15 protein-coding genes and 1 other RNA gene are annotated in these 20681 nt (G+C 46.3%); 12 read left to right on the top strand and 4 right to left on the bottom strand.

What is annotated here, in order from left to right:
• The first annotated feature begins 3 nt into the window (after positions 1-3).
• From rpsI to CWC22_RS02135, 6 genes are all read left to right on the top strand, one after another.
• Entirely contained in the window at positions 4-393 is a 390-nt protein-coding gene (rpsI, locus tag CWC22_RS02110) for a 30S ribosomal protein S9 (RefSeq protein WP_049862864.1), read from the top strand.
• Between the two features lie 504 nt (positions 394-897).
• A complete protein-coding gene (petA, locus tag CWC22_RS02115; RefSeq protein WP_010386601.1) occupies positions 898-1488 on the top strand; it encodes a ubiquinol-cytochrome c reductase iron-sulfur subunit in 591 nt (196 codons plus the stop codon).
• Positions 1488-2780: a cytochrome b gene (locus tag CWC22_RS02120; RefSeq protein WP_049862863.1), complete on the top strand. Its 1293-nt coding sequence runs from the start codon at positions 1488-1490 to the stop codon at positions 2778-2780. The genes petA and CWC22_RS02120 overlap by 1 nt, the downstream gene beginning before the upstream one ends.
• Entirely contained in the window at positions 2777-3514 is a 738-nt protein-coding gene (locus CWC22_RS02125) for a cytochrome c1 (RefSeq protein ID WP_040644677.1), read from the top strand. The genes CWC22_RS02120 and CWC22_RS02125 overlap by 4 nt, the downstream gene beginning before the upstream one ends.
• A gap of 127 nt (positions 3515-3641) precedes the next feature.
• Positions 3642-4268 (top strand): stringent starvation protein SspA, encoded by a 627-nt coding sequence (gene sspA / locus CWC22_RS02130; protein WP_010386598.1) that lies wholly within the window; start codon positions 3642-3644, stop codon positions 4266-4268.
• Complete coding sequence (locus tag CWC22_RS02135; RefSeq protein ID WP_138538339.1) at positions 4268-4717, top strand: ClpXP protease specificity-enhancing factor; 450 nt, start codon at positions 4268-4270, stop codon at positions 4715-4717. The genes sspA and CWC22_RS02135 overlap by 1 nt, the downstream gene beginning before the upstream one ends.
• 54 nt (positions 4718-4771) lie before the next feature.
• Here CWC22_RS02135 and dolP read toward each other — a convergent pair whose 3' ends face one another.
• From dolP to CWC22_RS02155, 4 genes are read right to left on the bottom strand one after another with little or no spacing between them, the layout of a single operon-like run.
• Entirely contained in the window at positions 4772-5338 is a 567-nt protein-coding gene (gene dolP, locus CWC22_RS02140; RefSeq protein ID WP_125558519.1) for a division/outer membrane stress-associated lipid-binding lipoprotein, read from the bottom strand.
• 3 nt (positions 5339-5341) lie between these two features.
• A complete protein-coding gene (locus CWC22_RS02145) occupies positions 5342-5926 on the bottom strand; it encodes an SIS domain-containing protein (protein WP_010386593.1) in 585 nt (194 codons plus the stop codon).
• Position 5927: 1 nt separating this feature from the next.
• On the bottom strand, positions 5928-6293 hold the full coding sequence (locus CWC22_RS02150) for a YraN family protein (protein ID WP_138538338.1): 366 nt from the start codon (positions 6291-6293) through the stop codon (positions 5928-5930).
• 3 nt (positions 6294-6296) lie between these two features.
• The gene (locus CWC22_RS02155) at positions 6297-8189 is read right to left on the bottom strand and encodes a penicillin-binding protein activator (protein WP_138538337.1); all 1893 of its coding nucleotides are present in this window, start codon (positions 8187-8189) and stop codon (positions 6297-6299) included.
• A 63-nt stretch (positions 8190-8252) separates the two neighbouring features.
• Here CWC22_RS02155 and rsmI point away from each other — a divergent pair, with 63 nt between their 5' ends.
• The 6 genes from rsmI to secF all read left to right on the top strand — a co-directional run bounded on the left by rsmI (position 8253) and on the right by secF (position 20665).
• Entirely contained in the window at positions 8253-9116 is an 864-nt protein-coding gene (gene rsmI / locus CWC22_RS02160; RefSeq protein ID WP_138538336.1) for a 16S rRNA (cytidine(1402)-2'-O)-methyltransferase, read from the top strand.
• 59 nt (positions 9117-9175) lie between these two features.
• An RNA gene (rnpB, locus tag CWC22_RS02165) (RNase P RNA component class A) lies at positions 9176-9558 on the top strand.
• A 275-nt stretch (positions 9559-9833) separates the two neighbouring features.
• On the top strand, positions 9834-17009 hold the full coding sequence (locus tag CWC22_RS02170) for a LamG-like jellyroll fold domain-containing protein (protein WP_138538335.1): 7176 nt from the start codon (positions 9834-9836) through the stop codon (positions 17007-17009).
• A gap of 263 nt (positions 17010-17272) precedes the next feature.
• Positions 17273-17833, top strand: coding sequence for a hypothetical protein (locus CWC22_RS02175; RefSeq protein ID WP_138538334.1), 561 nt, complete (start codon positions 17273-17275; stop codon positions 17831-17833).
• A 113-nt stretch (positions 17834-17946) separates the two neighbouring features.
• The gene (gene secD, locus CWC22_RS02180) at positions 17947-19761 is read left to right on the top strand and encodes a protein translocase subunit SecD (RefSeq protein ID WP_138538333.1); all 1815 of its coding nucleotides are present in this window, start codon (positions 17947-17949) and stop codon (positions 19759-19761) included.
• A 1-nt stretch (position 19762) separates the two neighbouring features.
• The gene (secF, locus tag CWC22_RS02185) at positions 19763-20665 is read left to right on the top strand and encodes a protein translocase subunit SecF (RefSeq protein ID WP_138538332.1); all 903 of its coding nucleotides are present in this window, start codon (positions 19763-19765) and stop codon (positions 20663-20665) included.
• Positions 20666-20681: the final 16 nt, after the last annotated feature.

Here is a 20681-nt window from a genome sequence, read left to right on the forward strand (position 1 = left end):
CTCATGGCAAATCAATACTACGGTACAGGTCGTCGTAAAAGTTCAAGTGCTCGCGTATTCCTACGCCCAGGCACTGGCAACATCGTAATTAATCAGCGTTCTATCGAAGAGTACTTCGGTCGTGAAACTTCTCGCATGGTTGTTCGTCAGCCTCTAGAGCTAGTTGAAATGACAGAAAAGTTTGACCTATACATCACTGTTGCAGGTGGTGGTATGACTGGTCAAGCTGGTGCTATCCGTCACGGTATCACTCGTGCACTAATGGAGTTTGACGAGTCACTACGTCCTTCTCTACGTAAAGCTGGCTTTGTTACTCGCGATGCTCGTCAAGTTGAGCGTAAGAAAGTTGGTCTTAAGAAAGCACGTAAGAAGACTCAGTTCTCAAAACGTTAATTTATTACGTTTCAGAATTGCAAAAACCCAGCCTCGTGCTGGGTTTTTTGTTTTTTGCAGTCATAAATCTTCGCAATTTTTGCTGTCCATTTTCCTTCTCAATGCCACGTTTAATCCTTCGGCCAAATTTATGGTCAAAAAAGTTCAATAATTATAATAATTAGTCGAGTTCGGACGATATCTCAGCGCATTTTTTTGCTACAATTGCGGGGCAAGTAATGAGTCGCGAAAACACTGGTTAAATTTTGATAGCTCGCCTGCTGAGCTTGATCTTAGTCAGTGAAAGGTCGCGTATGACGTTTTACCATAGTAAATCGGCTTCATGCTCGAAGTAACCAATCCCCTAATATTCGTGGGTTTATTCGGGCATGGTGCTGGAATAACCTTGTTTTAATCAAGGGATTTATTTATGATCGCGTCTATTTTGTAGTTTCTTAAAATTAACCTGCTGTAACTGATGTTCTCAATATAGCAAGTGTTGAGATTCATAGTGGAGATAAGTGGATGAGCAATGCGCCTGTAGACAACAGCCGACGTCGCTTCTTAACTATCGCTACCTCTGTCGTAGGTGGCGTTGGTGCGGTTGGAGCTGCTGTTCCTTTTATTGCGTCTTGGAATCCGAGTGAGCGAGCTAAATCTGCAGGTGCGCCTGTAGAAGTAGATATCAGCAAGCTTGAGCCTGGACAATTGATTCGTGTTGAGTGGCGAGGCAAACCTGTATGGGTTGTGTATCGTACGCCTACGATGTTGGATGAAATGAAAAAACACGAAGGAAACCTTCGTGATCCTAACTCAGAAGAGCCACAACAGCTCGACTCTGCCAAAAACCCTCATCGTTCTAAGCGCCCTGAGATTTTTGTCGCAGTCGGTATTTGTACTCACTTAGGTTGTTCTCCGTCGTTCCTCAATGGTGGTTTTGGTGAGAAGGTTGAAGGAACGGAGCACGGCTTCTTCTGTCCTTGTCACGGTTCTAAGTTTGATATGGCCGGCCGGGTATTCCAGGCTGTACCAGCTCCTCTGAACCTGGAGATCCCACCTTATACCTTTATTGACGACACTACCATTTTGGTAGGTGAAGAAGAAGGGGTTGCATAATGACTGCGAAGGTTGATAAGCCAGGCGCAATCGGCGCTGTGATGAACTGGATTGACGATCGTATTCCAATGACTCGTGTCTGGAATATGCATATCGCGCAATACCCAGCACCTAAGAACTTTAACTTCTGGTATCTGTTTGGCTCACTGGCTATCCTGGTACTGGTAAACCAGATCCTGACGGGTATCTGGTTGACTATGAACTATGTTCCTTCAGGCGAAGGCGCGTTTGCGTCAATTGAATACATCATGCGTGATGTAGAGTACGGTTGGTTACTTCGTTACTTGCACTCGACAGGGGCGTCGGCATTCTTCGTCGTTGTCTATTTGCACATGTTCCGTGGCATGATCTACGGCTCTTATCAGAAGCCGCGTGAGTTGCTGTGGGTCTTCGGTATGCTTATCTTCCTGGCGTTGATGGCTGAAGCATTCATGGGTTACCTGTTACCTTGGGGCCAGATGTCATTCTGGGGTGCTCAGGTAATTATTTCACTGTTTGGTGCAATCCCAGTTATTGGTGAAGACCTGACGTTGTGGATCCGTGGTGACTACGTAATCTCAGGTGCTACTCTGAACCGTTTCTTTGCATTGCACGTAATTGCACTGCCTCTGGTACTGGTTATCCTGGTATTCCTGCACATTGTTGCGCTACACGAAGTGGGTTCAAATAACCCTGACGGTATCGACATCAAGCGTAAAAAAGGCACTGTTGCTGAAGAAGACAAGCCTAAATTCAAGTTCCACGAGTACTATACAAGTAAGAAAGACATCGTTGATGCGATCCCTTTCCACCCGTATTATACCGTTAAAGATATTCTGGGTGTGGCTGGTTTCTTAATTCTGTTCTGCTGGGTAGTATTCTTCATGCCAGAAATGAACGGTTTCTTCTTAGAAGCGCCTAACTTTGAAGCGGCTAACCCGCTGAAAACACCAGAGCATATTTTCCCAGTATGGTACTTCACGCCTTTCTACGCCATCCTGCGTGCAATCCCTGATAAGCTGCTGGGTGTTATTGCGATGGGTGTGTCTATCGTGATGCTGGCATTACTGCCTTGGCTAGACCGTGGTAAGGTTCGTTCAATCCGCTACCGTAGTGGTATCCACAAACTGAACATTGCTCAGTTCGTTGTTACCTTCTTCATCCTGGGTTGGGCTGGTGCAACACCGCAGACAGTGACTTCAACAATTCTGTCGCAAATTTGTACCGTAACTTACTTCATGTTCTTCGTACTGCTGTTTGTGTACTCGAAGAATGAAACTACTAAGCCATTGCCTACGAGGTTGACGAAATGATGAAAAAGCTACTAATTGGTTTATTCGCATTGCTGCCTACCTTTGCAATGGCAGCCGGTCCGTCGGTTCCTTTACTGGAGTCGAACCATGACCTGACTGATAATGCGTCTTTGCAACGCGGTGCTAAGTTGTTCATGAACTACTGCTTGGGTTGTCACCAGATGCAGTATCAGCGTTATGAGCGTACTTTCCGTGACATCGGTATCCCGGTTGATATTGGTAAAGAGACCCTAATTTTTGATGGTTCAAAAGTGGGTGGTCACATTCTGAATGCCATGGATACAGATGACGCAGCAAAATGGTTTGGTGCTGCGCCACCAGATCTCACTTTGGTTGCTCGTGTACGTGGTGCTGACTGGATCTATACTTATCTGAAGTCATTCTACGTTGACGAAAGCCGTCCGTTTGGTGTGAACAACTCAGTGTTCCCACTGGTTGGTATGCCACACGTACTGCAAGAGTTACAAGGTGTGCCTACTGCGGAATTTGAAGAAGTAGAAGAGAACGGCGTAGTCGTTCAGAAAGTGAAAAGCATCTCAACAGATGGTTCAGGTGAGCTAAGCTCAGATGAATATGATCAGGCCGTTCGTGACCTGACTAACTTCATGGCCTATGTTGGTGAGCCTTCACGCCTTCAATCAGAAGCAATGGGTATTAAAGTACTTGGCTTCCTGGTTATCTTCTTCATTCTGGCATTCCTGCTGAAGAAAGAATACTGGAGAGATGTCCATTAATCTGGACATTTACCAGCAATTGATGCAATAGGGGCTTAAGCCCCTATTGCTGTTTTTATCGATTTTATTACATAAAATTGGTATTAAAGTGATTTTATTACTTTGTCATTAATTTATGGAGGTAGGCATGGCCGTTGCTGCCAATAAGCGCCCTGTTATGACTCTTTTCTCCGGTGCAAACTGTATGTACAGCCATCAGGTTCGTATCGTATTGGCCGAGAAAGGGGTAAGTGTCGATATTCATCTGGCCGAAAAGGACAACTTGCCAGAGGCACTACATGAGATTAACCCTTATGGTACAGTTCCCACTCTGATCGACAGAGAATTAGGCCTGTATCAGGCAAATATCATAATGGAATACCTAGATGAGCGTTTCCCTCATCCTCCATTAATGCCTGTCTACCCTGTTATGCGTGGTCGCAGCCGTCTAATGATGCACCGTATCGAAACAGACTGGTATAGCCTTGCAGAAAAGATTGCGCAAGGTGGCGCAGATGCTGAACAGGCACGCAAAGAGCTGACAGAAGCGTTACTTGCAATCGCACCTATCTTCAGTGAAGCACCTTACTTCATGAGTGAAGAGTTCAGCCTGGTGGATTGTTACCTGGCACCTCTATTATGGCGTTTGCCACAGCTTGGCATCGACCTGTCGGGTGCTGGTGCAAAAGAGCTGAAAGAGTACATGCTGCGTTTATTCGAGCGCGATTCATTCCAGGCTTCTTTAACTGAAGCTGAGCGAGAGATCCGCAGCTAATGACTTCAAATCGCCCCTACCTATTACGTGCTTTCTACGACTGGATTGTCGATAACCAGTGTACACCCCATATTGTGGTTGATGCTGAGTTTCCGACGGTTGAGGTACCACGTCAGTTTGTTCAGCAGGGGCAGATAGTGCTGAATGTTAGCCCTTCAGCAGCTGCTAACTTTTTAATGGACAATGACGCACTGAGCTTCAATGCGCGTTTCTCTGGTCAGCCCATGCAGGTTTATGTACCAATTGGTGCTGTGCTGGCAATTTATGCGCGTGAGAATGGGGAAGGTACGATATTCTCTGAGCCGGAACATCCGCAGGATGATATGCTCTCAGAAGGCGATGATCAGACTCTTACAGAAGAGCGTGAGGAGTCAGTTGAAGCCACTTCAGCCGATAAAGAAACGCCTGAAAAGGCGAAGAAAACCTCGCATCTGAGAGTGATAAAGTAGCACGTCAAATCATAAAAAAACCTGCCATAGGGCAGGTTTTTTATTATTTATTTCCTATAAGATTTCAAAAGCCTTCACGACTTTCAGCACCCCGTGCACATTGCGTGCAATATCAACGGCCCGTTCGGCTTCTGTTTGATTGACCAGGCCCATCAGAAAGACTTCGCTGTTTTCGGTAACTACTTTAATATTGCTGCCATCTATGTGATCGTCGGCAATCAACTTGGTTTTTACCTTAGTGGTTAACCAGCTGTCATTTGTCTGAGTGGTGATACCAATGTTGCTGCCGATCCGCAGCTGATTGTAAATCTGCTTAATGCCCTGAACACCTTGCAGGGTGCTGTGAGCTTGCTGTTTCATTTCTGTGGTGCTCACCTGGCCCACCATCAGTACGTGGCCGTTGACACTCACCAGGCTAATATTAGCGTGGTTAGCCAGTGCCGGAATGCGCTTAAGTGCCAGGGTTCCTTTGATCTCGATATTGTTATCATCAATTTGTGAGCCCAGTGTTCGTCTGTCATTGGCTGACGTGACAGCGCCAGCGGTACCGGCCACAACCGCGGCTGCGCAGCCCTGGATCAGTAACACGGAGCAAAGTATCAGTGCAGGTCGTTTTAACATCTTTTATGCGTCCTGTGGGAAGAGAATATTGTCGATTAACTGGCTCAGGCAGTGTACGGTAAATAAATGGGTCTCGAGAATGCGGCTGGCACGTTTACTGGGTACGCGTATTTCTACGTCATTGGGTCCCAGCAGTCCCGTTAGCTCGCCACCATCATCGCCGATCAGCGCAATGACATTGAGATCATTGGTCAGCGCTGCCTCTACCGCACTGATCACACTCTTTTCATGTCCGTCGATGGCCACAACAAACAATAGATCATTTTCATTTGAGATAGCGCGAACCTGGCGGGCAAAATAATCTGATCCCTGGTTCTCGTCGTTGTTGCTGAGGTTGATCTGAGTCTGGCTCAGGGTCAGTGCAGGCAGACACGGGCGCTCAGTCTCAAAGTAATTCACCAACAGATTGCTGAAGTGTTCCGCCATCATGTGGCAGCTTGGTACGCCACAACAGATCAGTTTATTGCCGTTGATGAGGCACTGTGCAATTGCATAAGCCGTTGATTCAAGTACCTCAGGGAGCGCTTCACCTGCGGCAATTTGTGCTTGAATACTTTCGGTAAAGATCTCTTTAATTGATTCTTGCATACTAAGTTATATTTCTAATCCATCGGATATCTGGGTTTATATCGCCTTGAATTGCTACAAAGTCGATTCGGACAGGGACATTGTGCAAAGCAGATTGTTGCAGGTAATTATATATACTGCGACGCAATTTTTGTAACTTACTTTGACTCAGCGCCTGTATTGCGCCACCAAAGCCTCCGCCACGGCGGAATTTTACTTCGACGAACACCCAGGTATCGCCTTCTTTCATGATCAGGTCTATTTCACCATAGCGGCATAAATAATTACGCGTTATGGCTTTAAGACCCTGCTTTTTAAGATAAGTTTCAGCAACCTTTTCATAGTGTTGGCCTTTTTCTCGGCTATGACTGAACAGGTTGCCAAACATCGTTTACTGCTGTGCCTGATAATTGTCATACAGCTGTTTCATAAACAGCGGCGTAGGTGGGCGCTGGTCCAGGCTCACCAGTCTGATCTGCTTTTTGTGATATTGTGCCCAGCTCAGCTGACGATCAATCCGGTTCGCTTCTTTGATGGTGAGTGCGCCAGTCAGGCCGTCAAATTCTTTGCCTGGTATTTTACTCAGCTGCTTAATTTCAGGGAGCAGGTTTAGGGCATCATAGGCCATGGCAAACAGGCGTTGCTCAATGTCTGATTGTTCCGGCCATAAGACAGAGTGTTGTTCGCGCAAGTTTTGCAACTTTACCGCACCGGGCAGCATCCAGGGTACTTCAGTGAAAAATAGCCCTTCAAGATCCCCTTTGTCTGTTTTGTCTATCTGCTTGCTGTAACTCCGCGAGCTGGCATAGAGCGGAATACGATCGGCAAAGGTACTGACATTGACGTCCAGATAAGGCTTGAGTAAGCGGGTTTCAATGGCATCCCCTAAGATATAGATGGCATCTATATCACGACGCGAGCGGGTCTCGCTTTCCAGCTCTTTGCGAAACATACGTTTGATGGTGTTGATCCGCTGTTTTGAGCTGTCTACTTCAAGCAGTTGGCCAACCACTTCGGCCATGTTTTCACTGTCTGAGTAAAAGCCGACTTCCGGGCGGGTTTCGCTATAACGCTGCCACTGGGTTTCAAAGTGGCTGATCAGGCGTTTACCAGATGCAGTATCGGGCGCCAGTAGCATCGGCTTTTGATAGCCTTTGGCGAGAAAGTGCACCATGGCCTGCTCAACTTCATGCTCGGGGTCCAGCGCAAAGTAATAATGGTCTGGATTCCCGGCCTGTGAAGCGGTATCCAGGGTATTTAAAAACAGGGCAGGTGTGGTTGTTAAATATGTACTGGCGGTGAGCTTTTCTACATTGCTTTTGAGTAACGGACCAATGACAAATTCAGCCTGACTTTGTTGCAGCTCTTTATCAATTTGTGCAACATCCAGCGTTTCATCAATAAAGAAAATTTCTTCAACCCGGTTGTTGTCCATTGCGGCCAGGAAGCCATTTTTGAGGGCTCTGCCCAGGCGTTCACTGCTGCCAGAGGTTGGTAATAAAACCGCGATGCGGGTCACGTTATAGGGCGCGAGGTCCAGCGTGGTTTTTACCTCAGTGGGGATAATCTCACTGCCCGGATGACTGGTATATCGGCGTTGCCAGTTATTTAACGCCTGATGAAGTTGTACCGTCGACCCGAGGTAGATCTGATGATATTTGGCCAGTTTAACCCAGCCTTGTTGGATAACCGTGCCGCGATCGAAGCGCTCCAGCGCATAGGAGGACAACTGCTGCAATGCCTGCCAGATGTCCTGATTCAGACCGGCAATCGACACTTGGTGTTTGTTGGCCAGGTCGGCACTTTTAAAATAATGGACCAGTGCTTTTTTGGGCAACTGCTGGGCGGCATACACGCTGCCCATTAAATACTGATGCCAGGCCTGATGTTCTGGCAGTTTTAATTTGCTCTCTAACGTTTGCAGTAAGGCCAGCGCGCTGCTGAATTTCTGCTGTTGTTGTCGGGCCAACGCGGTATACAGCTTGTTTTGTACATGATCGACACTGGCTTTGCTTTCAAGTTCGCTACAAGCCTGTTCCAGAATGGACCAGTTTTGCTCGTCAATGGCGGCTTGCCTTGCCAGATAGAGCAACTGGATTTTACTAGCGCCTTGTTTGCTGCTGGCCTTATCGAACAGACCTTGCGCATCCAGTTGTTCAGCTGGTGCGGTAGAGGCTGTGGCCAATGTCTGTTTGTCTTGCGTTGATGCCGTTTTAGGGGTTGTGCCGCAGGCCGATAACCCTGACAATACCGCAATCACTAGACTTATATTTTTCAGTCTCACTCGCAAACCTATACTCATACCTTTTGTTTGTGGATATCTTACTGACTGACCCTGGAGAGCTCAATGACAAATGCCGAAATCTCAGACAAAATTGGCACCTTGTATATCGTTGCCACACCCATAGGCAATTTAGAAGACATCAGTGAACGTGCGCTGAAAGTGCTGGCAGACGTCGATTTAGTGGCTGCCGAGGACACGCGTCACACAGGTAAATTATTGAGTCATTTCAGCATAAAAGCAAAAACCTTTGCTTTGCACGACCACAACGAGAAACAAAAAGCGCAGCAGGTTCTGGATTGGCTGGAGCAGGGCATGGACATCGCGCTGGTATCTGACGCTGGCACACCGCTGATCAGCGACCCTGGCTATGCAGTGGTGAACTTATGTCGTGAAGCCGGCGCTCAGGTTACCCCTGTGCCTGGCGCCTGTGCTGCAATTGCGGCAGTGAGCTGCTCAGGTTTGCCAACGGATCGCTTCCAGTTTGTTGGTTTTACGCCTGCTAAAAGCCAGGCTCGCCAGAGTTTCTTTAAAGAGGCACATGAGTCCGGCATCACCAGCATTATGTATGAAAGCACCCACCGTATCATGGCCAGTCTGGCTGACTTGCAAACAGCACTGGGTGAGCAGCAGCAGGTAGTGTTCGCCAAAGAGCTGACTAAAACGTATGAAACCTTTTTCAGTGGGCCAGTGTGTGAGCTGATTGCTTTTCTTGAAAACGAACCTGAGCGTCAGCGGGGCGAGCTGGTACTGATGCTGCCGGGTAAAACCCAGGTGAGCAGCGAAATGTCGCCGGAAGCCAAACAACTGATCGGCTTGCTGGAAGGGGAAATGCCGTTGAAAAAAGCCTGCGGCATTGCCGCTGAGTACTTCGGATTGAAGAAAAACGCCCTGTATAAAGCCATTATCGCCGAGCGCGAAGGGGAATAATGGTAAGTAACGCAAATTAATGCTGCGTTTTATGGCAAAGGTGCGTATAATCGCCCGCCTGAGTCAGCCGGATAATCGCTGCCTGTGACGAAAATGATCAGGGGGAGGAAAGTCCGGGCTCCATTGGGCAGGGTGCCAGCTAACGGCTGGGGGGCGTGAGCCTACGACAAGTGCAGCAGAGAGAAGACCGCCTAAGTTCTTCGGAACCGGTAAGGGTGAAAGGGTGCGGTAAGAGCGCACCGGGCCACTGGTAACAGTTGGTTGCAAGGTAAACTCCACCCGGAGCAAGACCAAATAGGGTTCCATCTTTTTAATAAGAACGTGTGGCCCGCACGGGAACCGGGTAGGTTGCTCGAGCCTAGCAGCAATGCTAGGCCTAGACGAATGATTATCGATCTCCCTCGGGAGAGAACAGAACCCGGCTTACAGGCTGACTCACCCTTTTTTATATTAGCAAACGCTTGTGCTTGCAAGCGTTTGCTAACCTGCTTTTAAAACCTCTCGGTATTTATACGCCTTAGCAAGCCAACACATTACGTTAAAATGTGCTGGTACATGCCACTATTTTACTTCGGTTAACTTTAGCTTTTAGACATGTTTAAGAAGCATAGAGCTAATGAGAAACGTCTACACTTCCTTATTTTATACATATTTAAATCTCATTTTTGTGAGATAAATTCATATCTTAAGCTGTATTTACCGACTAGGTAGAGGGGTATGAATACTATAATGCGGAACAAACTGTACTTGGCATTACTGACTGTGGGGACTAGTTTTCCCAACTTTGTTCAGGCAACGCCGGCCCCATTGACAATAAATGTTGATGAAAATACTAAAGCGAACACGATCATTGGTACTGTTAGCTTCCTTGATGGCGAATCAGACAAAAAGGTACGTTTAGAAGTTGGTAAAACTGAGATAAAAAACTGGGTAACAAATGGTGAGGCGTTTGAACCCATTTCATTTACTTCAACCTTTACACAAGCACCAATCGTGTTTGGTCAGATCCAGTCAAACAGTGACTATCAGGTAGAGTACGAAGTAAGTACTTATTCTTATTCTGGCGTAACAAGCAAGAACAATAATCGCTTGTTAATGCGCCATCGTTTAGACAATGTGACTGCACTTGGCTTTGAAGCGGTGCTTGAATCAGAGTTAGATAAAAAAGGCACGAGTGTTATACAAAGCTTCCTTGATACTGGTGAAGGTGAAACGCTAGGTTGGATTGCATTTGCTGAGCCTATTTCAGCTTTTTGGAACGACAAGCCTATCGACGTGTCAAGCACAGGCACTTCGGTAACACACAATACCCACGGTCACGCGTTTAGCGTGCCGATGACAGACACTCCGAATATTTTAACTTCTTTATCGACGTACAACGGCACTTCGCAAAGTGGCGTGGCAATTGATGAACTGTCTGCAAATAAAGTAAAAGTTCATATTGATAATCTTGATGATGCTTCACACGCTGCGGAAAACGTAAACGTATTTGCATTACAAGGTACAGGTTTATTGTTTACTGAGACGATGGCTATTGTTGGTGAAACAGGTGTTATCACGGTTGATGATAACGACATCGAAAATCCATTCTCAATTACTTTCTCAAAATCGTATAACAATCCGGTTGTATTCGTTCAAGCGGTTGGTAAAGACAAACAGATTTTTGACGCTGCTGTGCGCTTAAATTTCGTTGCACCTATGATGCTAGAAGGTTACTTGCATTCAAATAACGAGAACATCGTTCCAAATCGTTTTGGCGAGTTTGAACTGCATTATCAAATTTTTGAAGCCGGTCGTTGGGATATCCCCCTTGAGCATTATACATATTCTATCGTGTCTGGTAACGACGCAGGGGTATTCTCAGTTGATCCGATTAAAGGTGAAATTAAAGTTGCTGACCAAACGCAATTAGATTTTGAACTAGGTAATAACCAGTATTCACTGACTGTTCGAGCTACAGATGGCGCGGGTAATTATTATGACACGCCAGTTACGATTAATGTTACTGACATTAACGATTCACTAAACAACAATGCGCAATCCATTGATGGTCTGGCAGCGGATGACTGGGCTGGTTGGTCAGTAGCTCCTGCTGGAGACGTAAACGGTGACGGTTTCGACGATATCATTGTAGGCTCTCCACAAGCAGATGTTTATAGAAATGACGGCACCTTTATGTACGAAGATAATGGTGCTGCTTACGTTCTGTTCAGTGATGCAACGGGCACATTCCCATCACTAACAGAAGTGATCGGTGGTACTCGCGGTTTTGGTATCATGGGGGCAGAGTCTGGCGACAACGCAGGTTTTGCTGTTGCTGGTGGTGTTGATATTAACGGTGACGGATTATCAGACGTAGTAGTTGGTGCTCCTTATGCGGGAACTAATGGCGATAACTCTGGTTCAGTATATGTTGTATTTGGTAAAGCTGGTACTAACTATGTGCCATTATCTGATATGAATGCTGGCGGGAGCGACTATGGCTTTGCTATTCACGGTGCATACACAGAAGATTATGCAGGTGGTACGTTAGTTGTTGGTGACGTTAACGGTGACGGTCTGGGTGATATTGTTATTGGTGAAACGGTTACTCGTTTCTTAGCGGGTACAGGCTCTTTTGCATTAAGAGATTTACTTGAAGATGGTACAGCTGATCCAAACCTAGCGTATGTTGTTTACGGTAAAAAAGACAACAATGTTGTTCAGTTAGCTAACGTTGCGACTGACTACAACGAGCAAGGTTTTGCGATTACGCGTCCAAGCAGAAAGTTATTTAGCGACTGGTATTATGGCGCACAAGTTTTACCAACGGGCGACTTTAATAGCGATGGCTTAACAGATTTTATTGTTAGCCACGGTTTATTTGTTGATACCTCTGGTACAAGTTATGTTGTTCATGGCCGTATCGGCGGAGAGGCTGTTAAATATAATAGTATTAAGTCCGCAGGCAACGGCATCAAGATCACGCCACAAGGCAGCGGCAATTATGGTTTCGATTTTGGTGATGCAACTCTTGATGCACTTCCTTCATTTACTACTTCTCATGTAGGTGACGTAAACGCAGATGGTGTTGACGATATCGCATTATTATTGACAGACACAGGGTGTTGCTCTGGTATTGAACACCCTCGTGCATACATCTTATTTGGCGGTGTTGACGTTGCTGATGAAATCAATCTTGCGGATATTGCCAATGGCAATGGCGGTTTTGTAATTCACAATGACGCGTCAAATATCGACCACAGTGACCTACAAGTTATTTTAGGTTCAATCGGTGGTGCAGGCGACTTAAATGGCGACGGCTTTGATGACATCATCATCGGTGACCCATTTGCAGAGGACAACAAGGGTCGTGTATACGCTGTTTATGGCCGCGCAGGTACAGAGCCTGTTTATCTTAGTGAGATCATTGAAACCCAACAAGGTTTTTACTCTGAAGGTAATGGTGGTGAGCAACTTGGGCAATTCATTGCAAGTGCAGGTGACATTAATGGCGACGGTATCAAAGACATTCAATTTGGTACGCCTTCTGCGAACAAAAACAATTTAAACAACACAGGTGCTGTGTATGTTCTAAATGGTGACGGCAAGTTAGTAACTCTTTGGGGGACTGAAGGTAACGACACAATCACAGGTACTGCTTCTGCAGATAATATTGCCACTGGTACAGGTGACGACGTCATTCGAACTAACGGTGGCACTGATGCCGTTTACGCAGGTCCAGGTGAAGATACTATTTACATTTCTGATAACACCTTCACTCGTATTGATGCAGGCGGTAACACAGATACATTAGTATTTGACGGTTCAGGTATTAATCTAGACCTTGCAACTCAAGCTTCTCGTGTTCGTAACGTTGAAGTATTTGATATCCGTGGTTCAGGTGCTAACTCAATTACGCTTAATAAGAGCGTGAGCAGTAACTCAAACTTACGTATTTTAGGTGACAACGACGACTATGTTGGTGCAGCAAATAACCAATGGGTTGACTCTGAAACAACACAAGTTATCGATAATGTAACTTATAAAGTATTTACGTCTGGCTCAGCGACTATGTTGGTGCAAGATGGTTTAACAGTTACGGTTAATAATGCCCCAACGATAGAAGATCAAACGTTTACTGTCAGTGAAATTGCTGCCAGTGGTACAGGAATTGGCATACTTGCAGCCGATGCAAATGATGTTGGTGACTTCGTTACGTTCCAAATCTTGAGCGGTAATGAAGATGGTGACCTCGTATTAGATGCACAAACAGGTGTATTAAGCATTAGCCCGACTATCTCCCGTTTAGATTTTGAAAAAACCGCAACTTACACATTACAAGTGATTGTGTATGACCAATACAATACGACTGACACCGCACAGATTACTGTTGACGTATTAGATATGGACTCAATGGAAATTACGTTGGAAGGTGATGTAAGTGGTGAAGGTAGCTATTGGGGTGATAACACTGTACTTGAATTATTAGGTATGAGCTCTCCTCAGTGGGCATCAACTGAAACGAAGCATACTTGGAATGTGCCAGAAGAAAATCTGCCGGATGATCCTGCGATTATTCGAATTGAATCACATGGTAAAATCCATTACGTGGGCGGCATGGACCTTTTCGGTGGATGGGTTGAAGCTGACATTCCTCTTGAGATGGATTTACGATTCCCGGATGAAATTGCAGCAGGTCAGCCGGTTAATTTAGCAACCAAGTTTACCGTTGGTGAAAACGCAAACTTCATTGCGTCGTCTCCTGGTGTGCAAATCTCTGCTGAGTTAATTTTTGAAGACTATTTAATTAAATATGAATCAGCGCTGTTTGAAAAACTAAATGGTCAAACCAAAATTGATTATGCTTCTTATGAGAAAGTCGTCGGTTCAGAATCGTTTGGTGTATACGGTGACAACTGTGCCAATGCGCTTAATCGTGCCGATTGCTATGAATTGGAAGACGGTGTAGAAGTTTACGATTTAACGCGTGAGTTGACTGATGAGAAAATAACTTCATTAATTGAAAACAACTTTTATGAGTTATCTGTTGTTACAGCGGAAGATCACGCTAGAGGTGTTAGTGACAATATCACTCATGGTACGAGTTTTGTTAATGGCGTTGATATTATTGATGTTGTATATGCTCACAAAGGTGCAGTTGATGGTATTGAAATTATCAGTACTGATGTCTCAGATCCAACAGCCACAACAATCTCTTTCATTCCTGCAAACATGACGAATGAACAGATCATCTATTTCATTAAGAATCTAACACGTGACTCTTTAGCTGAGGTGCCTTCAAACGCAAGAAAGGCGATTGAAAAAGCGATTGGTTTAGAAGTAGATAAGCTGCGTTTCTTAGCTGGTCACGATTTAACTGACTGGGTATCCGAAGAAATTTACTGGGGCTCTAACTGGACTAAGTGGCACGCACAAGCTGGCATGGAGTCGATGGAAGGCACGTCTGAACAATGTATTGATAACTATTTTGCACCTGCTGGTGAAGATTTATATCGCAGATACAAATTCAGTACACTTGATACTTTTGTAAGTGCAGCGCTTGATTTACACCAAGACTTTGAGTTGAACATTGAATCTACGGCTATTTTAGTTCTTGAAGATGGCACTGAGGTTTACTTTGACCCGGAAGAAGACATTACCTTTACGCCAGAGCTTACGCATGACGTTAATAACGACGGTATGATTGACGCGACATTAACCGTCAATGCTGCATCAAAATTTGTTAACAACACAAAAATGAATGCATTCTTTAGAATGCCATTTAAATTGCTTGAGTTTGAATACAATGTCCAAGAGGCCGTTTGTACCGCAGATAACATCTACACTATGGGTAACCAAGGTTTGATGTTTGAAAAAGGTTCTTACGGGCCATTGTTAGACAGTGAGAAAGAGATCCAGTTTGACACCACAGACTTTGGTGGACCAACGGAAATCACTATCGCGCAAAACTCATTCACAACGGCGTTATCATTTGACTTATGTAGTAACAGTGCAGCATGTGGTGAACCGGTATTGTCATATGGCAACAATGCCCCAGTGGCTTCTGAGGTAACATTAGCTGGCGATTTCATCGGTAAATCTACAGTATCTGCGTCATACACTTATACTGATCATGAAAGTGATATTGAAGAGAGCTCACGTTATCAGTGGTATCGTTCTGCGACCGGCAGTAATGATGATGCGCAAGTGATTGAGGGTGAATTCTATCAATCATACACCTTGTCATTGGAAGACATTGATAGCTATGTTGCTTTTTGTGTAACCCCGCATGATGGTACTGATTTTGGTAACCCTGAGTGTAGTGAGTGGAGCCCTGTTGAAAGCCCGTATCATCAAGACTTATCTATCATGAGCGGTTTTGGCCAATCTATTGTAATCAACGGTACTGATCAGAGCATGGTTCAAACTATGGACTCTGGTTTTAATCCAAATAGTTCATACACGATTGAAGCGTGGGTAAAAGTGAACTCGTTGAATCCAGAGGAAAACTCTAATTTATTCACTTTCTCAGAAGACGCAAACTCTTCAAAGGCTGCGGTGAGAATATTCTCTGATGGTCGTTTACGTGTGAAAGCAACAAACACCACGTTTAAGTCGACTAAAACAATCACTGTTGGTCAGTGGCAGCACTATGCTGTGAGTTATGATCAGCCGACTCAGCAGTTGTCAGTATACTTAGACGGTGAACTAATCATTTCTGAAATAGATGCTGCAAAAGATAGTAACGTTTACTTTGTGTGGGGTTCTGGCAACGATGGTATTAGCAAGAAGTTAGATGCGAATATTGACGAAGTTCGTATTTGGGATTACGCAAAATCACAAGAGTCTATCGCTGCAAATCGTTACTTAGGCGCTTCGTTAAGTAACTCAAACCTAGTTTCTTACTATCACTTTGACAGTATGGTTAACGGTGAATTAGAAGATCTAACAGGCGAGAGTACGATGACGTTAGTGAACGGCCCAGAGCTTGAAAAGCATAATACATATTTAACGTTTGACGGTAATGGTGATTATGTTGACTTTGGTGACCCTGTCGATGGTTCACTTGACTTCGGTGGTGACAACTTCACAGCACAAGCTTGGATCTATTTAGAACCAGGTTCTGGCAACCAAACTCGCATTATCCTCAATAAAAAAATTGGTGGTGCCAATGGTTATAAAGGCTGGACGTGGAGTGTTAACACAAGAAATCGTTTAACGTGGAATCATGATGCGTACAACAATGGCAAAAAAGGATATGAAGCGACGGGTCAAAAACTTACTACCGGACGCTGGTACCATGCTGCAGTTGTTGTTGATTGGGAAAATGCCGCTAAAGTGACAATGTATCTAGACGGCAAGAACGTTGGTAGCAGTGGTTTAGGTACAAAACGTAACTTGAACAACCACGTACCACTTCGTATTGGCGCTTACAGTTCGACAGATACAACAACAAACACCTTTAAAGGTCACATTGACGATGTTGCGATATGGACTCGTGCACTATCTGAAGATGAGATAAATGCTTGTAAAGAGGAAATGGCACTAGGCTGTCAACAAGATTTACTCTTGTATCACGACTTCGAACAAGATGTCCGAAAAAATAAAGCGATTGATAGATACAACGGTACTATTTTTGGCGCGGTTGAAGTAGATAACAGCCTTGATGTTAAGTTTACAACGACTGAATATGCTACTTTTGCTGGCAAGCTACCAGGTGGCAATGGGGTGACATTTGGGTTGGCAGATGCGCCAGCCTTTGGCGACGTCGCCATCAGTGAATACTCTGGTGAATTTATTTATACACCAAATGGCAGTGCAAATGGCGCAAGTGACTCATTTAGTTATTACATTTACACTAGTAGCAATGGTCAAAGCCAGAAGCAGATTGTCACTATTGAGTTTGAATAAGCTCATTAGCGTATAAAAAGTTTGAAGCCGCGATACCAAAAAGTGTCGCGGCTTTTTTGTTTCGATAATATTTATGAGATCGTTACGCTAAAAGCTGTGATTTATTTGGGCCGTTGGTAGGGCATATTTTTGTACTAAATGCGTGCGCAGAACAGGGGGTAATCGAATGGTGCATGGTGGTTTTGACTAAGATTAAGCGCAACATAATTTCTCGTCAATTTTACGCTGCTATGCTTTGCCCGGTATCACGGTCATTTTTTGTGATGGCTATTGAAAAACCGTTTTGCCGTCTATATCTTCACCCCATGAGTTATGAGACATTTGCCAAAATACTGCGGTGTTTAGTGCCGCTTTTGCTACTATGTACGCTACTGAATATGGGTAGTCGTGATGCCGTGGCCGCAGATTGGCAAACCCAGAACGTTTCATTGACAGTGTTGTCACTGGCTGTGAGTGTTGATACCGAACCTGACACCAATGACCTCTGGCATAAAGCCACCGACACTGCGCTGGTAAAGCACTTGTCTGCGCCAGGTAGTGAGGTGTCGCATTCACAACCGGCAAGCTATCCCGCGCAACTGCCGTCACAGAGCCGATTAACGCATCCCAGTTACTTTCTGCATCCGGACCAACAGCCAGATTATGATCTGCTCTATGTCTTTGCTGATCCCGACTTGTACCGGGTGAGCCAGCAATATATTCACCAACCTTTAACACGACCCTGGCATCAGTGTGCCTCGCGTATGCGCACAGGTCTTATTAATGACTGCCAGCCTGCTAATTTAACTTACCGTGCAAGACTGACTTATCAGCTGAGCACCTGATCTCACGATACGCAGCGACCAGAACTCTGGTTGGGCTGCGACATGTTTTATCAGGTAAATAGCTAAAGTGTGAGCTGCTCAGCGGTGCAGCTCACCGATAAGTGAGTCTAATTATGAATAGAAGAACGAACGCTGCGAGTGCGGCCTGGCCGGCGCGGCTCAAACGGTTGTTGGTGGTGGTTGTGATCCTTGTATTGGGTCTGTGTGCTATGCCCAATTTATATCAAAACAAAACCCAACTCAGTATCAGTGCGCTGCCACAAGCGCAGACCTTGCCCAGTCCCGACACGCTCGTGCAACTGCTACAAAGCCACGGCTTTAGCGTTGCACAGATAGCTTCGGGCGAGCCAACGTTGGTGACGTTAACGTCACAGACTGCCTCAGCCTCAGCACAAGCGGTGTTGGCCGAGGCGTTGCGGGATCAGGCGTCTGTAAAAGTGGTTGAACAAGCCACTGCGCCATATTGGTTGCAACGGCTGGGGTTATCACCCATTAAGCTGGGCCTGGATTTAAATGGTGGGGTGCTGTTCGTGTTGAAAGTCGATACCGACAAAGCACTGGAAAAGCGCATGGAAAATATCGCGCTGGAAGCAAAGTCTCAGCGCATCCGCGATAAATTAAAAGGCGTGCGTATTGAACGCAGTTTGGTTGCAGGTCTTGAGTTGGTGGCGCTCCCCCAGGGAGCAGCGGCATTGCAGCAGTTACAGACGGCATTGCTGGCCCAGTTTCAGCACCTGAGCGTCCAGACACATAAACACGGTAATTTATTGCGGGCAACACTCAGCTACGATGAGGCTGGCAAAGCAGCCTTTGAAAAACAAACCATGACCCAGGCGCTGACCACACTCAGATCGCGGATCGAAGAGTTGGGCATTACAGAAGCTGTGACCCAGCTTCAGGGGGCCAATTACATTCGTATTGAACTACCCGGGGTTCAGGATCCGGCGGCAGCAAAACGGATCATCGGTGCGACAGCACAACTGTCTTTCCATGCGTTGCAGGAGTTCGGTGGCAAGCGCGTCAAAGCTGAGCATGGCATGGTGGGGTTAGACCCGCTGGCTATTTTTACCGGGGCTGATATTGACTCGGCGCAGGCTGGCCGTGACGAGTATGGTAAACCTCTGGTGCAGTTATTTTTATCATCCCGGGGCGGCGATAAAATGTTGCGTTTTTCCCGTGCCAATGTGGGTCAGCCTATGGCGACTATGTACAGTGAGTATATCGCCGATAGCCGGGGTGAGATCCACCAAAGTAGTCAGGTGATTTCAGTCGCCACCATTCAACAGGTGTTGGGACAACGCTTCAGCATAACGAACCTGGGGTCGTGGCAAAAGGCACAGGATCTGGCGCTGTTATTGCGGGCAGGATCTTTAGATGCGCCCTTAACCATAGTAACCGAACGCACCATAGGGCCTAACCTGGGTGCGCAAAACATCGCAAGTGGTTTTGGTGCACTGGCACTGGGCCTGTCGCTGACATTGGGGTTCATGTTGTTGTGGTATCGCAAGCTGGGTGTCATTGCCTGCATGGCGCTGGTGGCGAATCTGGTATGTTTAGTGGGCCTGATGTCGTTACTACCGGGCGTTGTGCTGACCTTACCCGGCATTGCCGGCCTGGTCCTGACGATAGGTATGGCGGTCGATACCAATGTGATTATCTTTGAGCGGATCAAAGAAGAAAGGCGACAGGGAAGCAGCATGCGCGCGGCGCTAAAACGTGGTTATCAGCAAGCGCAAAGCAGCATCATAGATGCCAATTTGACGACCATGATCACCGCGCTGGTGTTGATGTCCATTGGCTATGGCCCGGTTAAGGGTTTTGCCATCACTCTGGCACTGGGGATCATCACCAGTATGTTTTGCGGTGTAGTGGTCTCCGGCCAATTGTCGCAGTGGTTCTATCGCACCAAATCGGAAAAAGGAGCCTGATATGCATAAACTCTGGCAAACACTTCGCACCTCAGGATTACTACTCAGTCTGATAGCGGTCATACTCAGCGCGGTGCTCATCAACCAGCATGGACTGGTGTTTGGACAGGACTTTACGGGTGGCTATGTTAGTGAGTTCCAGCTCGCTCAGGATATCTCCAGCAGTGAGTTACGCGACCAGCTGACGCCCTATGTTTCCGGGGAGTTTCGATTATCTGAGCAAGGGGCGCTTCATTGGCAATTATTTCAGCCACCGCACAATAACAGCCCGACACCGCTCGATTGGCACACTCAGTTGTCCGATGATCTGGGGATGGAGATCCTTGACAGCCGCTATGTGGGTGCGCAGATAGGCGCAGAGCTTATCGATCAGGGCGGGCTGGCATTGCTCGTAAGCCTGTTGGCAGTGGGCCTGTATTTGATAGTACGATTTGAATGGCGACTGGCTGTGTCGGCAAGTCTGGCCTTGCTACATGACGTGCTTATCACACTGGGCTTTTTCGCTGCGACCGGAATGGAATTTGACCTGACAGTACTGGCCGCCTTGCTGGCCATCATTGGCTACTCATTGAATGATTCTATTGTCATTGGTGACAAGGTCAGAGAGCTGGTTCGTGCCCGTCCTGATAGCACCGTGAGTAACACCATTAATGCGGCGTTGGGCAGCACATTGGGCAGAACCGCCATCACCTCGCTGACGACACTGACTACCATAGCCGCACTTTGGTGGCTCGGTGGGGCCAGTTTGCAGGGATTTGCGAGTGCTTTATTCATTGGGGTTGCAGTAGGGACCTGGTCTTCCGTTTTTGTCAGTGCAACCTTACCGCAGTGGCTGGGCCTGAGCCACAGTAACTATCAACGCACGCTTAGCGAGCAGGAAAAGCAACAGCTTGCCGAGCCTTAACCCGTGCATTGTGTTG

This window comes from Pseudoalteromonas rubra (assembly GCF_005886805.2).
GTDB lineage: Bacteria > Pseudomonadota > Gammaproteobacteria > Enterobacterales > Alteromonadaceae > Pseudoalteromonas > Pseudoalteromonas rubra_D.